This window comes from Lysinibacillus sp. GW247-5R2A, assembly GCF_059424475.1.
The window spans coordinates 298,149-317,226 of the sequence record NZ_JBWKZL010000001.1 but is presented as its reverse complement, the minus strand read 5'-3'; the positions used below and the strand labels follow the sequence as shown (position 1 = coordinate 317,226).

18 protein-coding genes are annotated in these 19,078 nt (G+C 36.8%); 12 read left to right on the top strand and 6 right to left on the bottom strand.

The genetic code is table 11. The features are described from left to right. The first annotated feature begins 36 nt into the window (after nucleotides 1-36). On the top strand, nucleotides 37-738 hold the full coding sequence (locus AC07YC_RS01495; RefSeq protein WP_336634182.1) for a response regulator transcription factor: 702 nt from the start codon (nucleotides 37-39) through the stop codon (nucleotides 736-738). Further along, nucleotides 722-2,233: a sensor histidine kinase gene (locus AC07YC_RS01490; protein WP_494918191.1), complete on the top strand. Its 1,512-nt coding sequence runs from the start codon at nucleotides 722-724 to the stop codon at nucleotides 2,231-2,233. Before AC07YC_RS01495 ends, AC07YC_RS01490 begins: the two co-directional genes overlap by 17 nt. 11 nt (nucleotides 2,234-2,244) lie before the next feature. Here the strand turns inward: AC07YC_RS01490 and AC07YC_RS01485 are convergent, their stop codons facing one another. Then, nucleotides 2,245-2,550, bottom strand: coding sequence for a hypothetical protein (locus tag AC07YC_RS01485; RefSeq protein WP_249660020.1), 306 nt, complete (start codon nucleotides 2,548-2,550; stop codon nucleotides 2,245-2,247). Between the two features lie 280 nt (nucleotides 2,551-2,830). Here AC07YC_RS01485 and AC07YC_RS01480 point away from each other — a divergent pair, with 280 nt between their 5' ends. Beyond that, complete coding sequence (locus tag AC07YC_RS01480) at nucleotides 2,831-4,432, top strand: Na/Pi cotransporter family protein (RefSeq protein ID WP_494918190.1); 1,602 nt, start codon at nucleotides 2,831-2,833, stop codon at nucleotides 4,430-4,432. Nucleotides 4,433-4,707: 275 nt separating this feature from the next. On the opposite strand, the gene AC07YC_RS01475 is transcribed toward AC07YC_RS01480, so the two are convergent. Beyond that, complete coding sequence (locus AC07YC_RS01475; RefSeq protein ID WP_494918189.1) at nucleotides 4,708-5,580, bottom strand: LysR family transcriptional regulator; 873 nt, start codon at nucleotides 5,578-5,580, stop codon at nucleotides 4,708-4,710. A 101-nt stretch (nucleotides 5,581-5,681) separates the two neighbouring features. Between AC07YC_RS01475 and AC07YC_RS01470 the strand changes: the two genes are divergently transcribed. Beyond that, nucleotides 5,682-6,848 (top strand): YbfB/YjiJ family MFS transporter, encoded by a 1,167-nt coding sequence (locus AC07YC_RS01470; RefSeq protein ID WP_494918188.1) that lies wholly within the window; start codon nucleotides 5,682-5,684, stop codon nucleotides 6,846-6,848. Between the two features lie 29 nt (nucleotides 6,849-6,877). Here the strand turns inward: AC07YC_RS01470 and AC07YC_RS01465 are convergent, their stop codons facing one another. Continuing rightward, the gene (locus tag AC07YC_RS01465) at nucleotides 6,878-7,738 is read right to left on the bottom strand and encodes a YitT family protein (protein WP_036124367.1); all 861 of its coding nucleotides are present in this window, start codon (nucleotides 7,736-7,738) and stop codon (nucleotides 6,878-6,880) included. A 33-nt stretch (nucleotides 7,739-7,771) separates the two neighbouring features. Further along, entirely contained in the window at nucleotides 7,772-8,311 is a 540-nt protein-coding gene (locus AC07YC_RS01460; protein WP_090001121.1) for a transcriptional regulator, read from the bottom strand. Nucleotides 8,312-8,495: 184 nt separating this feature from the next. Between AC07YC_RS01460 and AC07YC_RS01455 the strand changes: the two genes are divergently transcribed. The 4 genes from AC07YC_RS01455 (at nucleotide 8,496) to AC07YC_RS01440 (ending at nucleotide 11,030) form a co-directional block, all read left to right on the top strand. Next, the gene (locus AC07YC_RS01455) at nucleotides 8,496-8,747 is read left to right on the top strand and encodes a PLD nuclease N-terminal domain-containing protein (RefSeq protein WP_336634178.1); all 252 of its coding nucleotides are present in this window, start codon (nucleotides 8,496-8,498) and stop codon (nucleotides 8,745-8,747) included. Further along, on the top strand, nucleotides 8,731-9,633 hold the full coding sequence (locus tag AC07YC_RS01450) for an ABC transporter ATP-binding protein (protein WP_494918186.1): 903 nt from the start codon (nucleotides 8,731-8,733) through the stop codon (nucleotides 9,631-9,633). The genes AC07YC_RS01455 and AC07YC_RS01450 overlap by 17 nt, the downstream gene beginning before the upstream one ends. A 4-nt stretch (nucleotides 9,634-9,637) precedes the next feature. Then, on the top strand, nucleotides 9,638-10,417 hold the full coding sequence (locus AC07YC_RS01445; protein WP_336634443.1) for an ABC transporter permease: 780 nt from the start codon (nucleotides 9,638-9,640) through the stop codon (nucleotides 10,415-10,417). A gap of 229 nt (nucleotides 10,418-10,646) precedes the next feature. Next, nucleotides 10,647-11,030 carry a GntR family transcriptional regulator gene (locus AC07YC_RS01440; protein ID WP_494918185.1) on the top strand — a complete coding sequence of 128 codons (384 nt, stop codon included), beginning with the start codon at nucleotides 10,647-10,649 and terminating at the stop codon, nucleotides 11,028-11,030. A gap of 51 nt (nucleotides 11,031-11,081) precedes the next feature. Here the strand turns inward: AC07YC_RS01440 and AC07YC_RS01435 are convergent, their stop codons facing one another. Continuing rightward, nucleotides 11,082-12,479: a hypothetical protein gene (locus AC07YC_RS01435; protein WP_336634175.1), complete on the bottom strand. Its 1,398-nt coding sequence runs from the start codon at nucleotides 12,477-12,479 to the stop codon at nucleotides 11,082-11,084. Between the two features lie 416 nt (nucleotides 12,480-12,895). Between AC07YC_RS01435 and AC07YC_RS01430 the strand changes: the two genes are divergently transcribed. From AC07YC_RS01430 to AC07YC_RS01415, 4 genes are all read left to right on the top strand, one after another. Beyond that, nucleotides 12,896-13,534: a GntR family transcriptional regulator gene (locus AC07YC_RS01430; protein WP_336634174.1), complete on the top strand. Its 639-nt coding sequence runs from the start codon at nucleotides 12,896-12,898 to the stop codon at nucleotides 13,532-13,534. A gap of 19 nt (nucleotides 13,535-13,553) precedes the next feature. Continuing rightward, nucleotides 13,554-14,603 carry a 2,3-butanediol dehydrogenase gene (locus tag AC07YC_RS01425; protein ID WP_494918184.1) on the top strand — a complete coding sequence of 350 codons (1,050 nt, stop codon included), beginning with the start codon at nucleotides 13,554-13,556 and terminating at the stop codon, nucleotides 14,601-14,603. Between the two features lie 411 nt (nucleotides 14,604-15,014). Next, entirely contained in the window at nucleotides 15,015-15,926 is a 912-nt protein-coding gene (locus AC07YC_RS01420) for an ABC transporter substrate-binding protein (RefSeq protein WP_494918377.1), read from the top strand. Nucleotides 15,927-16,063: 137 nt separating this feature from the next. Next, entirely contained in the window at nucleotides 16,064-17,722 is a 1,659-nt protein-coding gene (locus AC07YC_RS01415) for an AraC family transcriptional regulator (protein WP_494918183.1), read from the top strand. Nucleotides 17,723-17,932: 210 nt separating this feature from the next. Here AC07YC_RS01415 and AC07YC_RS01410 read toward each other — a convergent pair whose 3' ends face one another. Further along, nucleotides 17,933-19,057 carry a Ger(x)C family spore germination protein gene (locus AC07YC_RS01410; protein WP_494918182.1) on the bottom strand — a complete coding sequence of 375 codons (1,125 nt, stop codon included), beginning with the start codon at nucleotides 19,055-19,057 and terminating at the stop codon, nucleotides 17,933-17,935. Nucleotides 19,058-19,078 lie beyond the last annotated feature (21 nt).

The window sequence follows — 19,078 nt, the reverse complement described above, 5'->3', positions numbered from 1 at the left end:
CGTTCGTATTGGCAAATATTTGAATGGTGGGGTTAGATGAGTAACGAAACAATTCTAATTGTGGATGATGAAAAAGAAATTAGAAATCTTATTGCGATTTATTTAAAAAACGAAGGCTATCAAGTGATCGAGGCATGTGATGGTGAGGAAGGTTTGCAGCTATTAAAGAAACAGGAGATACATTTAATCGTTTTGGATTTAATGATGCCGAATGTGGATGGTATGGAAATGTGTATGAAGGTAAGGGAAATAGCAGAAATGCCTATTATCATGTTGACTGCCAAATCTCAGGATATGGATAAAATAATGGGCTTAACAATAGGAGCAGATGATTATGTCACAAAGCCCTTTAACCCATTGGAGCTAGTTGCAAGAATTAAATCACAGCTTCGGCGCTATCTAAAATTAAATGGCTTGAATAAAAGTAACAGTGATGAAATTGAAATTGGAGACTTACGAATCAACACAGCGACACATGAGGTCTTAGTTAACAATGAAAAAGTAAAATTAACGCCAAGAGAGTTTGCAATTTTAGAATTGCTTTCAAGTAATCCAGGGATTGTGATGAATGCAGAGCAAATCTATGAAAGGGTTTGGAAAGAAGAAGCTTTTCAATCAGAAAATACAGTGATGGTACATATTCGAAAAATTCGAGAGCGCATTGAAACGAATCCAAGAAATCCTCAATATATCAAAACCGTATGGGGAGTAGGGTATAAAGTTGAAAAGGATCTTTAGACTATTTTTCAAGCTAGTGGGGTTAATAACACACATTGGAGAAAGAATTAAAAGCAATATTCAGCGTAGTATTCGAATACAACTATTTACGACATTTATTTTATGTGCCCTTGGCAGTTTTTTAGTGTCCCGCGCAGTACTTCCACTATTTGAAAATATCAATGAGAGTGCCACAGTTGATTATAGTTTCAGTATGAGGGCGATGTATTTTCAGGCGCATGATATAGCGGAGTTAGCGATACATGAAAACAGTATTGATTCGTTACGTCAAACCATTGACCAAGAAAATGAAAAAGTGGAGAGCCATCAAAATACGTTAAAGATGATCGTGACGGATGAGGTCGGTGACGTTTTATACAAAACTAAACAAGTAAAAGAAGAACATATCGACCTGCATGAAGTCATTATGGATGCCATGAGCTTTACGGTGAATCAGCCGTTTGAAGAAGAGTTTCCAAACATAGTCATTTCACGTGAGGAATTTACTACTTTAGTACCGCTGACCTTGCAAGATAAAAAATACTATTTCATTGTAAGTGGACTTCCGCAAGGAGAAGTGATAACGAGCACTAGTGAAGGACCTATACCGTTTTTCATTGGGGTTATTTTGTTTATCTTATCGTTTTTCTATATAACGAAACGTAAAATGACGCAAATAGAATCCTTAGCAGAGGGGGTTATGGAAATCGCAAAGGGTGATTTAGCTTATCGTATTGAGAAAAATGGGCAGGATGAAATTGCCTTATTGACGGATAATATCAATCAAATGGCAGAAGAAATTATGTCCAGTATTGAAATGGAAAGAAAAGTTGAGCAGCAAAAGAATGACCTCATTACAAACGTTTCTCATGACCTAAGAACACCGCTTACCTCTATTATGGGCTACTTGCGTTTATTAAGAGAAGAGAAGTATGAGACAAAAGAACAGTATGACGAATATTTGAAGATAGCATTTTCAAAATCTGAGCAATTAAAAAATTTAATTGATGATTTATTTGACTATACAAAGCTAATGAATGATAAAAATACGTTAGTACGACAACAAATTTGTTTGAATGAGCTGCTTGATCAACTGATGGAGGAGTTAGTGCCCCTGGCAGAGCAAAAACAACGTCTTTTTATCAAACATTTTCCAGAGCATCGTATTTTTGCGGCACTGGATTCTGAAAAAATTGTTCGGGTATTTGATAACCTATTAATCAATGCTATAAACTACACCACTGGAGATGGAAAAATTTTGGTTTCACTTGAGGAGCAAGACGACCAGGTTCGAATTTGTGTGGCCAATGAAAGTGATGCGTTTACAGCAGAGGAGCTTAATAGTTTATTTGAAAGGTTTTATAAAAAGGATCAATCAAGAACAAATGTGACAGAGGGCTCAGGGCTTGGACTAGCCATCGCCAAAAGCATCGTGGAGCTTCACGGAGGAACGATTCACGCAAAATATAAGAACGAGACATTGTATTTTATTATCTCATTGCCATTTCCATCGTAACAAAAATCTGTCTAAAGTGGATAAATAGTAATAGCGTGATGTGTTCGTTCATGGCTTGCCAGCATGTCTTGCATGACAGCTAAAAAAGCAGTGTCTTTAATTAATATTTGAATTTCTGTCTGTTTGTATTGCTTTTGAAAATCAAAAATATAATCTCTAATGATCGATAGGTTGTAGTGACTTTTAATTTCTACCTCAACGAAAAATGGCAGTGTTAAATCAGGAAGCTTGGTACTACCCCCACGGCGAATCCAAACAGCTTCTTGCACATAATAACGGATGGGTAGTTGACGGTTACTGGCAATAAAAATATCCATAAAAAGCCCCCTTCTCAGTCTATTTCAAGCCTATAGGAAATTTTCTCAGTCGTCAAAAGAAAACATGTGGGAATCCTAATAGCGATTTCTCACATGTTTTTTCTGTTTGCTTTTTGTTGAATACTATTTGTTTTTGTCCGTTTTTTGGCTTAATTGTAAAGGGAGTGTAAACATTTATTTAATGCATTGTAAATGATATATACAGCAAGCTTAAAACTATCAATAATAAAGTCTGACAACAAGGAAAGGACTGAATAGATTGGATATCAATATACAGGAGATGATTTTCCAATTTCTTGGAGGGTTAGGCTTATTTCTTTTTGCTATTAAATTTATGGGGGATGGTTTACAGAAGGCTGCTGGTGACCGTCTACGCGATATTTTAGATAGATTTACAACAAATCCATTAATGGGTGTACTAGTTGGTATTATTGTAACCGTTCTTATACAGTCCAGTTCAGGAACAACTGTTATTACAGTAGGACTAGTTAGTGCAGGACTGATGAAATTGCGCCAGGCGATCGGCGTAATTATGGGTGCCAATATTGGAACAACTATTACCGCATTTATAATAGGGATTGATGTAGGTGCATATGCATATCCCATTATGGCAGTAGGTGCCATTTGCTTATTTTTCTTTAAGAAAAGTATGATTCAAAATATTGGACAAGTACTGTTCGGGTTTGCCGGTTTATTTATTGGTTTAGAGCTCATGAGTGGAGGGATGAAGCCACTTCGAGATTGGCAACCATTTTTAGATTTGACTGTCCAAATGTCCGATGTACCGATTTTAGGTGTAATAGTAGGGACGATATTTACGTTAATTGTTCAATCTTCTTCTGCTACAGTAGGTATTTTACAAGGACTTTATGCGGAGGATTTAATTTCTTTACACGGGGCATTACCTGTTCTGTTTGGAGATAATATCGGAACAACCATTACTGCCATCTTAGCGGCTTTAGGTGCTTCTATAGCAGCTAAAAGAGCGGCTGCCACTCATTTACTATTTAACGTGGTAGGTACGATTATCTTTATGCTGATACTTGGCTTATTTACGAACTATGTAGAATGGATTGCTGGGTTGCTTAATTTAGAACCAAAAATGCAAATAGCCTTTGCTCATGGAACTTTTAATGTCATGAATACACTTATTCAACTGCCGTTTATTGGCGTTTGGGCATATGTTGTAACAAAATTAATTCCTGGTGAAGATTCAGCCATCGAATATAAACCAAAATTTTTGGATCAAAATTTAATTGTAAAATCACCTTCCATTGCACTAGGACAAGCAAAAATGGAAGTAGTCCGTATGGGAGAATATAGCATTCTTGGTCTAGAAGAAACGCTAACGATCTTAAAAACAGCTGACACAAAATTGGTAGGCAAGGTGGAACAATTGGAAGAAGCTATCAATAATTTAGATCGGAAATCCACAGAGTATTTAATAGAGTTATCCAAGCAATCTCTATCGAACCATGATTCAAAACTACACCACGCTTTGTTTGACAATATTCGTGATATCGAGCGTATTGGTGACCATGTAGAAAATATTATCGAGCTTCTTCAATATAAAGATAGCAATCGCGTCCGCTTAAGTGACCAAGCACTGAAAGAGTTAGAAGATATGTTCATTTTCACATTAGAAACTGTAAAAGTGGCTATTGAATCTCTTGACAAACAGGATTTATCTTTAGCACAGCAAGCGATAGAAAAAGAAAATGAAATAGATAATATGGAGAGACGTTTACGTAAATTGCATATTAAACGATTAAATGAAGGTGTGTGCTCAGGTTCAGCGGGCATTGTATTTGCTGATATCGTCAGTAATTTGGAAAGAATCGGAGATCATGCATCCAACATAGCGGAAACGGTTATTTCTTAAAATGAGCTGTTCAGTAGAGTAAAAACTACTGAACAGCTTTTATTTCACATGTGACGGATAGAACCCCGAAAGTAGTGGATAAAACTATGAGAGTGACGGATAGAACCCTGAAAGTGACGGATAGAATCCTGAAAGTGACATATAGGACCCAGAGAGTGACGGATAGAACCCCGAGAGTGACGATAGTCCCCGAGAGTGACGTATAGCATCCCGAGAGTGACAGATAGCTCCACAAAAGTGCCGGAGAAAAGAAATACGAAAAATCCTAGATTCCCCTAAAAAGGATGATAAGCTTCTATAGCTTCTAAAAAATAGTGGAGGATGGGTGATTGTACCTCATCCTTACGATAAATAAACCAAGTAGAAATTTGGGCTTGCTTGGTTGTTATTTCATGTATTTTTAATGGATAGGCGGCCATATACTTCTCTGCAATGGCGCGAGGAAGTAGGGTAATGCCTAGACCAGCAGCCACACAGCCAATAATTCCATCAAGCGTACCAAATTCCATTCTATTTTTTGGCTGTACGCCGTCCTCATGTAACCAATGCTCGAAAACGGCTCGATAGGAGCAGCCATGTCTGAACGAAATGACTGTACTGTCCTCGATATCAAGCAAATCTCGGATAGGTTTATGATTGCTTGATGTAATGATGACAAGCTCTTCGTTGACAAATTCCTTAATCAATATATTTTCTTTATAAACGGGGCCAGTCACAAAGGCACCATCTATTTCATAGTTTATTAACCGGTCAATATTGTACTGAGATGGACTTGTTAAAATAGTAATATCGATCTTTTCATGAGCTTGATGGAATGTCGTCAATAGGGTAGGTAAATGCAAAGCGGCAGTCGTTTCCATTGAGCCAATCCGTAAAATACCACTTGAATTCTCATCCTCTTGTAAAAGTTCAAAGGATTTCTCATAGAGATGAAGCATTTTTAAGGCGACCTCGTAAAATTGTTCCCCCTTAGCTGTTAGCTGAATACCTCGATGTCCACGATAAAATAATGTTGTATTATACAAAGCCTCAAGACTTTGTATTTTCATAGATATATTGGATTGTGTGTAATTAAGTGTTGCAGCTGCTTTAGAAAAACTTCCTGTTTGTACAACTGTTCGAAAGATAGTCAAATCATTAATATTCATATGCCCTCCAGCTATCAATTTTATTGATATCAATTATAACGAATTAAGCATATTTGTGATACCTAAAATTCGATATAGTGAAGAAGAGAGGGAGTGGTACTATGCAAAAGCAAACGATCCACTATTTAATAGGTGGCATACTCGCTTTAATGATCGCGATGGGAATCGGACGTTTTTCATATACAGTCATTCTACCCTATATGCAAGAAGCATCTGGGTTTAGTCGAGCCACTGCAGGCTATTTAGCAACGAGCAATTATTTAGGCTACCTGATTGGGGCATTAGTGGTGGGACGATTACCAATTGAACAAAAACGTGTTCCCTTTTTGCAAGTAGGTCTTATCATCAGTATGATGACTACGGCCTTTATGGGTTTTACAGAAACGATTATTATATGGTATGTCCTCAGATTTATTTCTGGGATAATGAGTGCTTTTATTTTTGTAGTCATGGCTAGTCTTGTTCTCGATCAATTGGCGGATAATAATAAATCGCATCTATCAGGGCTTTTCTATAGTGGTGTGGGGATTGGAATAGCTATCAGTGCCATCATCGTTTCGCCCATTCATGAAGTCTTTAAGTGGAATGGAACATGGATAGCTTTAGCTTTATTGTGTGTGTTATTATTTGTCTTTATTGTTTTATTCATCAAATCCATCCCACACAGTAAAAAACAGTGGGGGAATCAATCTATACCAGTACCAAAAATGCCACCGAAGTCATGGTTGAAATGGTTAATTGTCGCTTATAGTTTAGAGGGGCTTGGCTATATTGTCACAGGAACTTTTATTGTATCGATTGCACAGGAATCAACAAGCTTTCATGGGAATGCAGCACTGGTATGGTTTGTAGCTGGTTTAGCTGCTATTCCATCGTGTATCATATGTTCCAAGCTAGCACAGCGCTTTGGTTATGTGAAAATATTACTGATTTCTATGGTTGTTCAAGCAGTCGGAATTGCTCTACCGGCAATAGCAACAAATACAATTACGCTTTATATAAGTGCCTTTATATTTGGGGCAACCTTTATGGGGATCACAACAATTGTTACAACTCTAGCAAGACACATTGTCCCAGTAAACAGTCATCAAATTTTAGGCTATTTAACAGCTGGCTATGCTTTAGGTCAGATGGTAGGACCTACTGTAGCAGGGGTACTTGCTAACGCTACTAATAGCTACCAATATTCATTAGTTGGTGCAGCGACAGTTGTAATCATCGGGGCGTTGAGTTTATTAGGTGGGGTAAAATACGAAAAAAGTAAGTAAGACATGTTGGCGTCTTACTTACTCTTATTTTAATGGATATCTCGTTTCTTAAAGTTCCCGCCACGAACTTCTGAAACATCAGAAATCACAACAAAGGCGCCTTCATCGATATCTTTAATAATAGAAACTAACTTGTTTTCTTCCATACGGTTAATGACACAGTTTAAAATTTCAGTTGGTTCATTGGAGAAGCCGCCACGTCCATGTGTATAGGTAACACCACGTCCGAGACGAGCTTGGATTGCGTCTCCAATCTCCTCAGATTTAGCACTAACAACACGGACTTCTTTTGATTTCTCTAAACCAACTTGGATAATATCGATAACATTTTTCGCAATATAATATGTTAACGCTGAGTATAAGGCGCTCTCTAAGCCAAAGATAAAGCTTGCCCCTAAGAAAATAAAGGCGTTGATAAATAAGATAATATCGCCGACAGAAAATGGAATTTTACGTGATAATAATACAGCTAAAACTTCCGAACCATCTAAAGCACCACCGTTACGTAAGACAATCCCGATACCTACCCCAAGCAGCATACCCCCAGATAGGACAATTAGTAAGGGATCATTTGGGCCTAAAATGGTTTTAACATCATGTAAAAGAACCGTAGAAATGGATAATGCTGCGATCCCAGCACTACTCATTAGGGCAAAGGTTTTTCCAACTTGCTTATAACCGATATAGATGAACGGAATATTTAAGACAAAGAGCAGTAAGCCTAATGGGAGTCCAAATAGGTGTGCCCCCATAATACTGAGACCCGTTACACCACCATCAATGACAGCATTTGGAATTAATACAGCTTCAAGTCCGTAAGCAGCAATTACTGCCCCGATAATAATCATAATGAATTTTCGAGTGTTTTCTAGTGACTTTCTTTTTTTCATAAATCTTCTCCATTTCTTTACGTAAAATACTACCTAAGGTTTTGGAATAATATTTATTGCAATTGTTTTAGTCTCCGAACCTTTACTTGAGTCGGCCATATTATAGTATTTAGTGAATAAGTCGTTCAATTCATATTCAAAGCTCTTGAATTGATCAGCTGTTAACGATAAGTCAATGAAAGAAAAAGTAGCTAAATCTGTAATACTTTCTTTTTCATCAAGTGAATGTAAATAATTTTGATATTGAGATAGTAGTGCTAATTGATAGTAGGAAATGTAATTTAATTTTTGCTTAGTTGTGAGCTGTGTCCAATCCTCCTTACTAAGTTTTGCTGCTCCTTCATTTAATGCATAAAACTTCTCTGTAACAGAACGGACTTTTCGCTCCTTCACAATTTTTATGATGTTTTCGTCCACTAAAATTTGGATATGTCTATATAAAGTAGCTTGCGGTACATCCTTAATGACCGAAATCATCTCCAAAGTGCTTAAACCTTCTTCTTTATTGTGCATCAAAGCTTGTAAAATTTTCATTCTCACAGGGTGCATTAATACCTCTGCTTTATTGCGCATAAACCGATCCTCCTAATAAAATAATGAGATGGTATCAAGGAAAGCATTAAATGTTATCAAAATGAGAACATTATCAAAAAATATACTATAGCTATTTTTTGAAGATGTACAGTAAAAAGGTAATGAAATTTTTTAACAACTCTGTTATCATTATTGATAATGATAATGAATGGAGGTTTTAGCAATGAAATTACACTATGGTTTTGATGAAATCAGTCAACTCGATTGGGCGAGTATACTTCCTATTCTTTTGCCATTTCTATTGGTGGGATCTATCCTCATTCTAATTGCATTAATCGATTTATACCGCAACAGAAATAGGAGAGAAAACGTACTAATGTGGACAGTTATTATTGTGTTTTTTAATACAATTGGTCCTGTTTTATATTTCATGATTGGTAGAAAGGATGTCAATACACGTGCGCTTAGAAATTGAAGGCATTACAAAAAGGTTTAAACACAAAACGGCAGTGCATGATTTTTCAATGATTGTTGATGCGAATGAGTGCGTCGGATTAATTGGACCAAACGGAGCAGGAAAATCAACATTGATTCAAATCATTGCGGATATTTTATATGCAGATGAGGGAAAAATTCTTCTTGATGGACAACAAATTACAAGGATGAAAAATCAGATAGGCTATTTACCTCAATATCCTAATTTTTTCTCCTGGATGACAGCATTTGAGACATTATCTTTTATGGGAACACTTTCAGGTTTACCAAAGAATGAATTACAAAACGAAATTCCTTTGCTTTTAGAAAAAGTTGGATTAGGAAAAGAAGCCCATTTTCAGGTTGGAACTTTTTCAGGGGGTATGAAGCAACGACTTGGTATCGCACAAGCTTTATTGCATAAACCAGCTTTGATGATTATGGATGAGCCAGTATCAGCTTTAGATCCGATTGGAAGACGTGAAGTGTTGAATCTTTTAAAAGAGATTAAAAAAGAAACGACCATCTTACTATCAACCCATATATTGAGTGATGCGGAGGAAATTTGTGAACGTTTTGTCGTCATTCAAAATGGTCACAAAATAGAGGACGCTACAAAAGATCAGTTGCAGGAACGTTACCAAGAATCTGCCATCTATTTGATGGTTCGCCAAGAAGACCTTAAGTGGGTAACAAAGGTTGAACAGTTATCCTATGTCAGAAAAATTGAAAATGAAAGAAATGGCTTTAAAATACACGTCCATCAATTGGAGGAAGACGCTCAAAAATTGTTACAGTATGCGATAGATTCAAATGTCATGTTGTTAAAGTTTGAATTGGGCATTCATGAAAGCTTAGAAGAAATATTTTTAGAATTGGTGGTGTGAAATGGTGAATACTTTTTTGGCATTAAGTAAAAAAGAAGTAACTCAAATGACGAAGGAATTTAAAATTGTCTGGCTACCAATTGTCTTTATTTTACTTGGGTTAACTCAGCCGATTATGATGTACTACATGCCGGTTATTTTGCAATCAATGGGTGGTGTGGAGGGTATTATGATTGACCCAACCTTGGCAAAGCCGGAGGGAAGCGAAGTACTGGCCACAACCCTAAGTTCGCAGTTTGATCAGTTAGGAATTATTATTTTGGCAGTTGCAGCAATGAGCATTATACAAGGTGAAAAAGCAAATGGAATGATGGCATTTATTCTTACAAGACCAGTGTCTATCTCATCCTACTTAAATAGTAAAATTATTGTCCATTATCTAGTAGCTGTTTTCTGTATAGCTCTAGGCTATGGTATGTCATATGGCTATACATCTTTTTTATTTACGGCAGTACCAGTGACGCATGCTTTGCTGGCTTTGCTATTTTATTGTGTGTGGCTATTGTTTGTTATTACGTTTGTTGCCATGATGAGCACGTTTTTTAATAGTTCGGCTTTTATAGCATTAGCAAGTATTGTCGTCCTATTTATCTGCCGTTTCATTGCTGGTTTACATCCGCTTTTGGATGCTGTTAATCCTGCTAGTAATAGCTTGCACGCTACTACTATATTGATGTCAGGGGATATGAAAGTTTGGTATGGCTTCCATAGTGCAGTTACCATGCTCCTAGTTATATGGATGATTGCAACCATGCGCCATTTCATTGCAAAGAGGAAGTTTTAAATGGGAGGGTTGGCGAATTTGTTATAGGTACTTTGTCAAAATCAACGGAAGCCATTATATCCATTCAACTGTAATAATACACTTATTATACGAAGCACCTATTTTCATAATCGACCATCTTACGTTTGAAAATACCTATAGATATGAGTTCTTAATATTTTTTCTTTGTACTCTGTATAATTACATCAATTTATAGAGTGAGCTCTTAAATGAAGGGATAGGTTGATCAATGAATCTGAAAGTAAATCGAAGAAGTAAGGTTCCACTATATCAGCAGCTAAACGAACGATTGCTACTAGCCATAATAACTGGGAATTTAAAAAAGGGTGACCATTTACCATCCATTCGAAACTTAGCTGCACAAACAAATCTTAACCTTCATACTGTTCATAAAAGCTATAAGGAACTTCAGAAGAGCGGGATCATCACCATTAAACCTCATTCAAAAGCAATTGTTATGGTTGACTCTGGGGAAGCAATAAGTATGTCCCTTCAACAAATATCTATTCGTATTGAACATATAATAATAGAATCTTCTATTTTAGGGATTAATGAAATTTACCTTAGGCAGATGTTTGAAGGGGTTTTAAAAAAATATTATGCTGAGCGTTAAATTAAAAAGAGATGGCTCCTAATTCTAAGGAGCCATCTCTTTTTGCCTTATTTAAATCAAAAACACCGCTACAATTGTTGTCACAACAAGCCCAATGATTACAGGGAGTAAGTTTCGCCTTGCGAGCTCAAATGGGCTCACATTACAAATGGCAGCTGCTGGAATTAATGCCCAAGGAATCAATGTACCTCCACCAACCCAAATGGCAGTAATTTGCCCTAAGGCCGTTAAAGTAGCAGTTCCTCCGCCTAGTGCATTGCCGAATAAGCTTCCGACAGAGCCCGCTAAGGATATTCCTGAGAAACCTGAACCATCTAATCCAGTAATGGCACCAACTACAGCCAAAGTGATTACTGCAATTTCCTTCGTTAAAGGGACTATTGCTGCAAGCCCAACACCGAGATCATTGACAATACCGTGTGAGGCAGCGGGTAAATGATCTCCGAGAATTTGTGTAAAGCCTGCATCTCCTAAATAGAAGAAAGCAGCAATCGGGATAACAGGTCCGAACACTTTAAAGCCGAATTGAAACCCTTGAATTAAATAGCTTGTTGTCTTTTCGAGCCCCTCTGTTTTATGGGCTACGATACTAAGCAAAAGTAATATGAAAACGGAGGTTCCACCAATTAAAGCAGTGGCATCGCCACCCTGTAATTTGAAAACCGACATGGCGATGACATCTAAGATAAAAGCAATAGGAATAAGCACAGCGAAGAAACGTTTTTGTCCAATTGACAGTAGATTTTCTAGCGTTTCTTGCTCACCGTTTTCTTCTGCGGAATTTGCTGTGTTTAAAAGTAAAGTTCCACGTTTCATATCTCGCCGCAAGAAAATATAAGCAACGATTGTCGTTACAACCCCCATAGTAATGACGAGCGGAATACTAGCAGACACCACATCCCCAACAGGAATGCCAGCAGCATCTGCTGTTAGCTTCGGTGCCCCCTGGATGACGAAATCACTTGATAATGCAATCCCATGACCAAATAAGTTCATCGCCATCGCCACTCCGAGTGCTGGCAAGCCTGCACGAATGGCAACAGGCAAGAGTACTGCCCCTAACAATGCCACAGCAGGTGAAGGCCAGAAAAACCAAGAAATAATCATCATTAATAAACCAATTGTCCAATAGGCAAGAGCGGGTGTTTTAATGATCTTCGTAAATGGCGCAACCATAACCTCGTTAATCCCTGAAGTCATCATGACCCGGCTCATAGCAACAATAATAGAAATGATAAGTATGGTAGATAACAACTCTGTAATGGCATAAATAAAGCTGTTAAATACTCCACTAATGGATGAAGTTAAATCGCCAGTCGCAACAATTGCTAGCATGAATATGCCTACTACACAAATGAGGGTGGTATCGCGACGTTTAACCATAAATCCGATGATAAGCACAATAAAAATAACGTAAATCCAATGGAGAGCGGTAAATTCAACCCCCATACGTTTCCCCCTCAATATTCAATCTGATTCTATAGAATATGAAGGGGAAAAAAGTTGGTGATAAATTTTAAAAAATTTCAGTCTGAGTGAAGGGGAATGTAATTAGCAAATAGGCAAAAAACAAACAATTCATATAGGGGATTACAGGGGGGACTTCTTTCAAAAGGGGCACTAAGTGTTTACAGCTTAGTGTTCTAAGCAATCCTCATAAAAGTAATCAGTGTAATAATCATTCCATTCGTGTTGAATTATTCTTATGCCCAAAACAAGATAATTGAAAGATATGGATTTTTATAATAGAATACCTTTATAGATTATCGATAATCTATAATCCATAATATATAACACCTGTAGCTAATCACTCTATACACTGAACTATGTTAAAATAAAACATATAAATTTATTGGAGTGGTTTAATGGGGTTTGATGAAAATTCAATTTCAAAAAAGACAATTTCTGAGCAAATAGCTGAACAATTATTATTTCGCATATTTTCTGGCTATTATGAACAAGGTCAGCGCTTAATAGAAGCGGAAATTGCAAAAGAGTTACAAGTAAGTCATGCACCTGTCCGTGAGGCGCTTTATCTTTTACAAAAAGATGGTGTAGTTGAAAAAGTACAGCATAAAGGTGTAAGAGTGAAGACCATATCGGATCAGGAATTGAAGGATTATTTGGAAGCGCTTTATAACCTTTTGGATTTTGCACTGACAAAGTGTGAAGCTAAATGGACGGATGATTTGCAAAGTGAACTTTTATTTCGTTTTGAAGCGATGAAGCAAAAAAAGTCTGCTGAAAATATTTATGAATATGTTGTTTCGTTTGCTCACTTATTACAATTGTTTTTTGATGTTTCAGGAAATATTGCGATGCTACGATTCTTTAATGAAACCATCTTTGTTACAAATGTAGCTGCCCAAACAAAATGGAAAATGAATCTAGTTGAATCCTACCATATGTCCATTAATACTTTTATCAGTTGTATAGAAGCGTCGGATTTTGATAATGCGCGAGTAGCTATTAAAGATGTTATTTTATGGTACCAATTTAAATAATTTTTTGGGGGTAACATAAATGAAAGCTGCAGTTTGGCATGGTGTAAAAGATATTCGAGTAGAAGAGGTTGAATTACGCACTTTACGAGAAGATGAAGTGACAGTAAAAGTAGCATGGGCTGGTATTTGTGGAAGTGATTTGCATGAATACGAAGAAGGTCCAGTTTTCGTACCAGTTGATGTAAAAGCAGAATTAACAGGTGAAGTTGCCCCACTGACAATGGGTCATGAATTTGCTGGTATCATTGAAGAAGTTGGCTCTAACGTGACCAATTTAAAGTCAGGAGACCGAGTTGTCATCAATCCTACTTTAACTTATAGAAACAAACATGAAGATGTTGATCGCTATGATGGATTTAACTTTATCGGTTTACATGGAGATGGTGGATTTGCGGAATATGTGAATGTTCCTGCAACAAATATTCACCGTTTAGCCGATAACTTAACATTACAAGATGGTGCATTAGTAGAACCAATGGCTGTTGCTGTACAAGCTGTCAAAGATGCTGGGGTTACATTAGGTGATTCGGTTGCAGTATTTGGGGCTGGACCAATCGGGTTATTAACAGTAATCGCTGCAAAAGCATCTGGCGCAAGCAAAGTTATCGTATTGGATTTATCTGATGACCGTTTAGAAAAGGCAAAAGAATTAGGCGCAACCCATGCGATTAATTCAGGTAAAGAAAATCCTGTACAAGCAGTTCGGGCAATTGTTGCAGATGGGGTGGATGTATCCTTTGAGGTTGCGGGAGTTGCTCCTACCTTTAAGCAAGCAATTGATGTAACAAAACCTCGAGGCAATATGATGATTGTTTCAATTTTTGCTAGACCAATCGAATGGAATCCAATGCAACTTACAAATACAGGTGTTAATATATTATCCTCGATTGTATATACACCGTCTATATTCCAAAGAACAATTGATGCAATGAGCTCGGGTCAACTAAATCCACAAGGTATTATTACAAGCCAAATTGAACTAGATGAAATTGTGGACAGAGGATTTAAAACATTAACAAGCGACAAAACGCAATCTAAAATTTTAGTTGCAATTAGCGGAGAAAACTAATAGATTCATCTATTTCTATTTTTAAAAAGGAGCATGGGTAAATACAGCCATGCTCCTTTCGTCTATTTTTGCATGCAGCCACCAGATCCTCACTAGTCTATTTCCACTTCTCCTCTCACACAAACTACAAGGTAATTGCACCTCCTATAAATGCGCTCCATACAAAGCAATAGGGATAATTTCATTTCATGACCATAGGTTTTTCTTCTTCTTCATTGAAAAGCCGTTGTTTTGGACAAGAATTGACATTTATACAAAGAAATCGTTGCGTTTTTTCCATTGTTTCACCTTTTCGCACAAATTATAATAATGTTGTAAATGATAATCATTTTCAATTAAAGGCCGAAAGGAGCAACAAGTGTGACAAAACAACATGGAAAGAAAATTATACGATGGGTAGGGGGGTTCCTCCTGTTGTTAATCATATCAGCATGCAATACTTCTAATGCTAATAGCGATGTGGCTGATGAACAGAAAGAGGAAGGTGAGAAAACAGTACAATATACAACGATTACTGATGAACAAGTAGAAATACCTGCGGATCCAAAACGAGTGGTTTATATTGGTCAGACAATTGGTGATTTCTTGGCAATGGATATTCCGGTTGTTGGTAATAATCTTCCGAAAGAGCCTGCTAGTTACTATGAAGGTAAACTCGAAGGGATCGTTGATATTGGAAATCCTGCTGATTTAGAGACGATTCTTACTTTAAAACCCGATCTAATTATTAATGGCTATTATAAGGCGGATCCAAACCTGAATGAAGAATTGGCAAAAATAGCTACCACGATTCCCTTCAATCCAGCTCTTCCTTATACAGAGCGTGTAAAGGAAATGGGGAATATCTTGGGCAAGCAGGAAGAGGTAGCTCAAGTAATTGCTAAATTTGAAACACGTTTTAAAGAAATGTTTGAAAAGTTTCAATTAGCAAAAGGGGAGACTGCAACAGTTTTCTATCAGTTAGGTAAAACGCTTTATGTTATGGGCGATCGTAGCCTTGGTGCTATTATTTATGGCGAAAATGGCTTTGCTGTCCCTCCAGCAGTACAGAAGAATATTATCGATGTAGAAGGTGTGTCTTTCGTTACGGTTTCAGAAGAAGTGCTTTCTCAGTTTGCTGGTGATCATTTGTTTGTAATTGTACAAGAGGATGATGAAAGTGAATCAGAAGCTGACCGGCTACTACAAAGTCCAATATGGGGAACATTGCCTGCAGTACAAAAGGGAAATGTCTATGTGATTGCTAATGAATGGAATACAGATGAATTGCTAGCTTTAGAGCAATTATATAAAAAGCTACCAGAATGGATGCACAAACAGTAAAAATTGTATCTATCCAATCCATTATTACAGCTAGTTTTCTAAAAAAAAGCATCCTTGATCAATAGTTGATAGTGAATCATTCTATGTTATAATAATAACGATAATGATAATCATTTTCAATTGTTGGAGAGTTGCTTATGAATTTTGCATGCCTATATACTAGGCTACAACACTATGATAGTTTTCAAGTTAATCAGCAGACGGCAGCGATGAGCTATAAAAAGAGGCATGACAATGAAACGAATTTGTGCACATTATTAATAGCACTTAGTCATGGCATACGCCTCTATGTAGACAAAATTGCAATCGATCTAAGACAAGGGAGCTGCATTCTCGTTTTACCAGGACAACGCTATACTGTGGAATCAAGTACTGGAGAGGCACAGCTTACACGTTTTACCTTTGAAACCTTTGAAGTAAAGGGAAGAGCTTTACATCCTATTGCTCATCCACCCTTGCTTTGTGGTTATCCATATAGGCTATTATATTCTCAAGTTAAGCAAGTACTAGGGAATGCAGTATGGACGAAGAGGCAATTTTGCTCTCCTCTAACCGCATCAGAAATGGCTATGATGCAAGGGAGACTTCAACTGATTCTAGGGATGATGGCCGAGTTAGATCAGCAAGCTGTCGATTTGCAAAACGAAGAAAAGACAAAAATGATTCAACATACTATCCAATATATGGAGCAGCATTATGATGAAGATTTAACGGTAGAACAGCTAGCGAATATGGCTGGCATGGTCAGGTGGCAATATAGTCAACAATTTAAAATTTTGACAGGCAAAAAGCCAACTGATTATTTAGTCCATGTACGAATAGGCCAGGCAAAAAAACTTCTATGTAATTCCACCGAGCCATTGAACAAAATAGCTCGACAAATAGGATTTAAGGATGAATATTATTTCAGTAGGTGTTTTCATAAATTAACTGGCAACACTCCACGTGAATATGCGAATAGCCATCTCCATGCGCAGCAAAGATCAGTTATCGATTCAATGGGTAGAAGGCTTCTTGTTCCTCAAGATGCTACACGTATTGTGACAGATGGCAAACATACACTGGGCGAATTATTAGTGCTAGGTATTTCTCCCATAGGAGCGGCTATCTCTATTATGAAAGAAAACGTAATTTATCATAATAAGCTACGCAATATTCAGAGTATCGGGTATTGGGCCGACCCAGATAAAATAGCACAGCTGCAGCCTGAATTTATTTTACTTAGCTATTATCCAAAAGATTTGCAGGAACTAAATGCGCTTGCTCCAACGGTTGTACTGGACAAAAAGTTTAGACTATTTGAGCGGTTACGGTATATCGCCAAACTTTTTGAACGCAGTAAGGCAGCGGAGAAATGGATTACTACATATGAAGACAAAGTAAGAATGGTGCGAAGACAATTAGCAGATGCCTATGTAACTGGAGAAACAGCTACTGTTTATCTCAAGTTAGGTGAAAAACTTTATATTATGGGCATGAATGGATTGGCGAGCTCTTTATATGAATCACTGGGCTTTCGTCCCTCAGAAAAAGTGATGCACCTTATCGAGCAAGAGGAGGCATGGATAGAAATTCAGCACAGTCAAATAAGCCACTATGCTGGAGATCGTAATTTTGTCTTAGCTTCTCGTAAGGAATTACATACGGTCTCTCACTGTCCATATATTTCGGCTTTAGCCGAGTTAAGTCCCGGTAAGACTCATTTTTTAGATGCTATATGGAATTATGATGATCCCATTACTCGAGGACGGTTACTAGAGGAACTACCATATATTTTTAAAAAGAAGATAGTATGACCTGGGTTAGTCCCCAGTATTCAAAGGCTTGAAATCATACAACTTTAGCTATCGAGGGGGCACCCACGATAGCTCTCTTTATTTTCTCCAACATAACTTTATGATGAAGTTGATTGGAACGAAGAGTCATGATTTTTGTCTTCCTCCTTCACCCACTAACGGGCGTATGTTTTAACGGTAGCCATATGCAAAAAAGGTGAGGGTGCCATATTATTTAATAGCACCTTTATCCTTTATGAAAACATTTATATTCAATTTTTCAATAGAATTTTCAGTAATGGTATTTAATTTATTGACAGTCCATGATTGGGGTCTGAAACGATAAGCCTTTTCTGAAAGATTGAAAATATCGGAGTCTATTTCCAACCCTTTCATAAATGTACTTTGAAACTGTGCTGAAATAATTTTTTTGACATCCTTTTCAATGGTTTTTATTCCGATGTTTTTTGGGTTTTCTCTAATGGAAGCTTTTACATCTAAATTTAAAATGTATTTAGGACTGGTGTCACCGACAATTTCTATATCATAATCTAAATTGTCAATAAACATGGAAACAGATTGATCCTTTATTGATAATTTCATGTTATTAAAATCCTTATTAAACCAATCTAGCCCTGAAAGTTCTTCTTCCTTTATCCAACCATTGAATTTTTGTTGTGAAAGAAAATAAGCACCACTTATTTTTAATATATTTTTAGATTTATTATTCTCCATCCAATAATCTTCACTAATTTTTATTGTAGGAACCATAATTGATCCAACTGGTTCATAATATCTTTTAATCATGTCTTGTACAGTACTGGTTGAGATGAATGAATTAAAGAATAATTGTTCATTTGGATCATAAGGAAATGTTAAGATAGGCGGTTTATAAAAGAGACCATGTACATTCATTATCTCTTTAATATCATCTTCATATCCATAAGCTAACGTATTGTAACGTAGATAATAATCCCTACTAAAAAAATCAAAAAATTCATTCAGATGACCATCCAATATATTTTTGGAAATAAAGAAAGTTTGTATATGTCCATAATATAAAGGGTTAACAGAATTCTTTTCTATATCATCGATTGCTCCCTGAATTGTTTCACCTTCTCCATGTCCAACAACAATTGGAGCTGGCTCAGATGCAATGCTAGGATCTGAGCCAGCAACATTCGTAAATCCGAAAGCTTGAAAATATAAATGATACATATCATTAGAATAATCAATACCAAGAGCGGTAATATAAACTTCACTTTGTATTTCCTTCGTACCTAAACAGCCGCCTAGAATAAATAATAAAGGAAAAATTAATGTTATTTTGAATGTGGACGTATAGTAATGGGACATTTATAATCTCCCTTCTGCTGA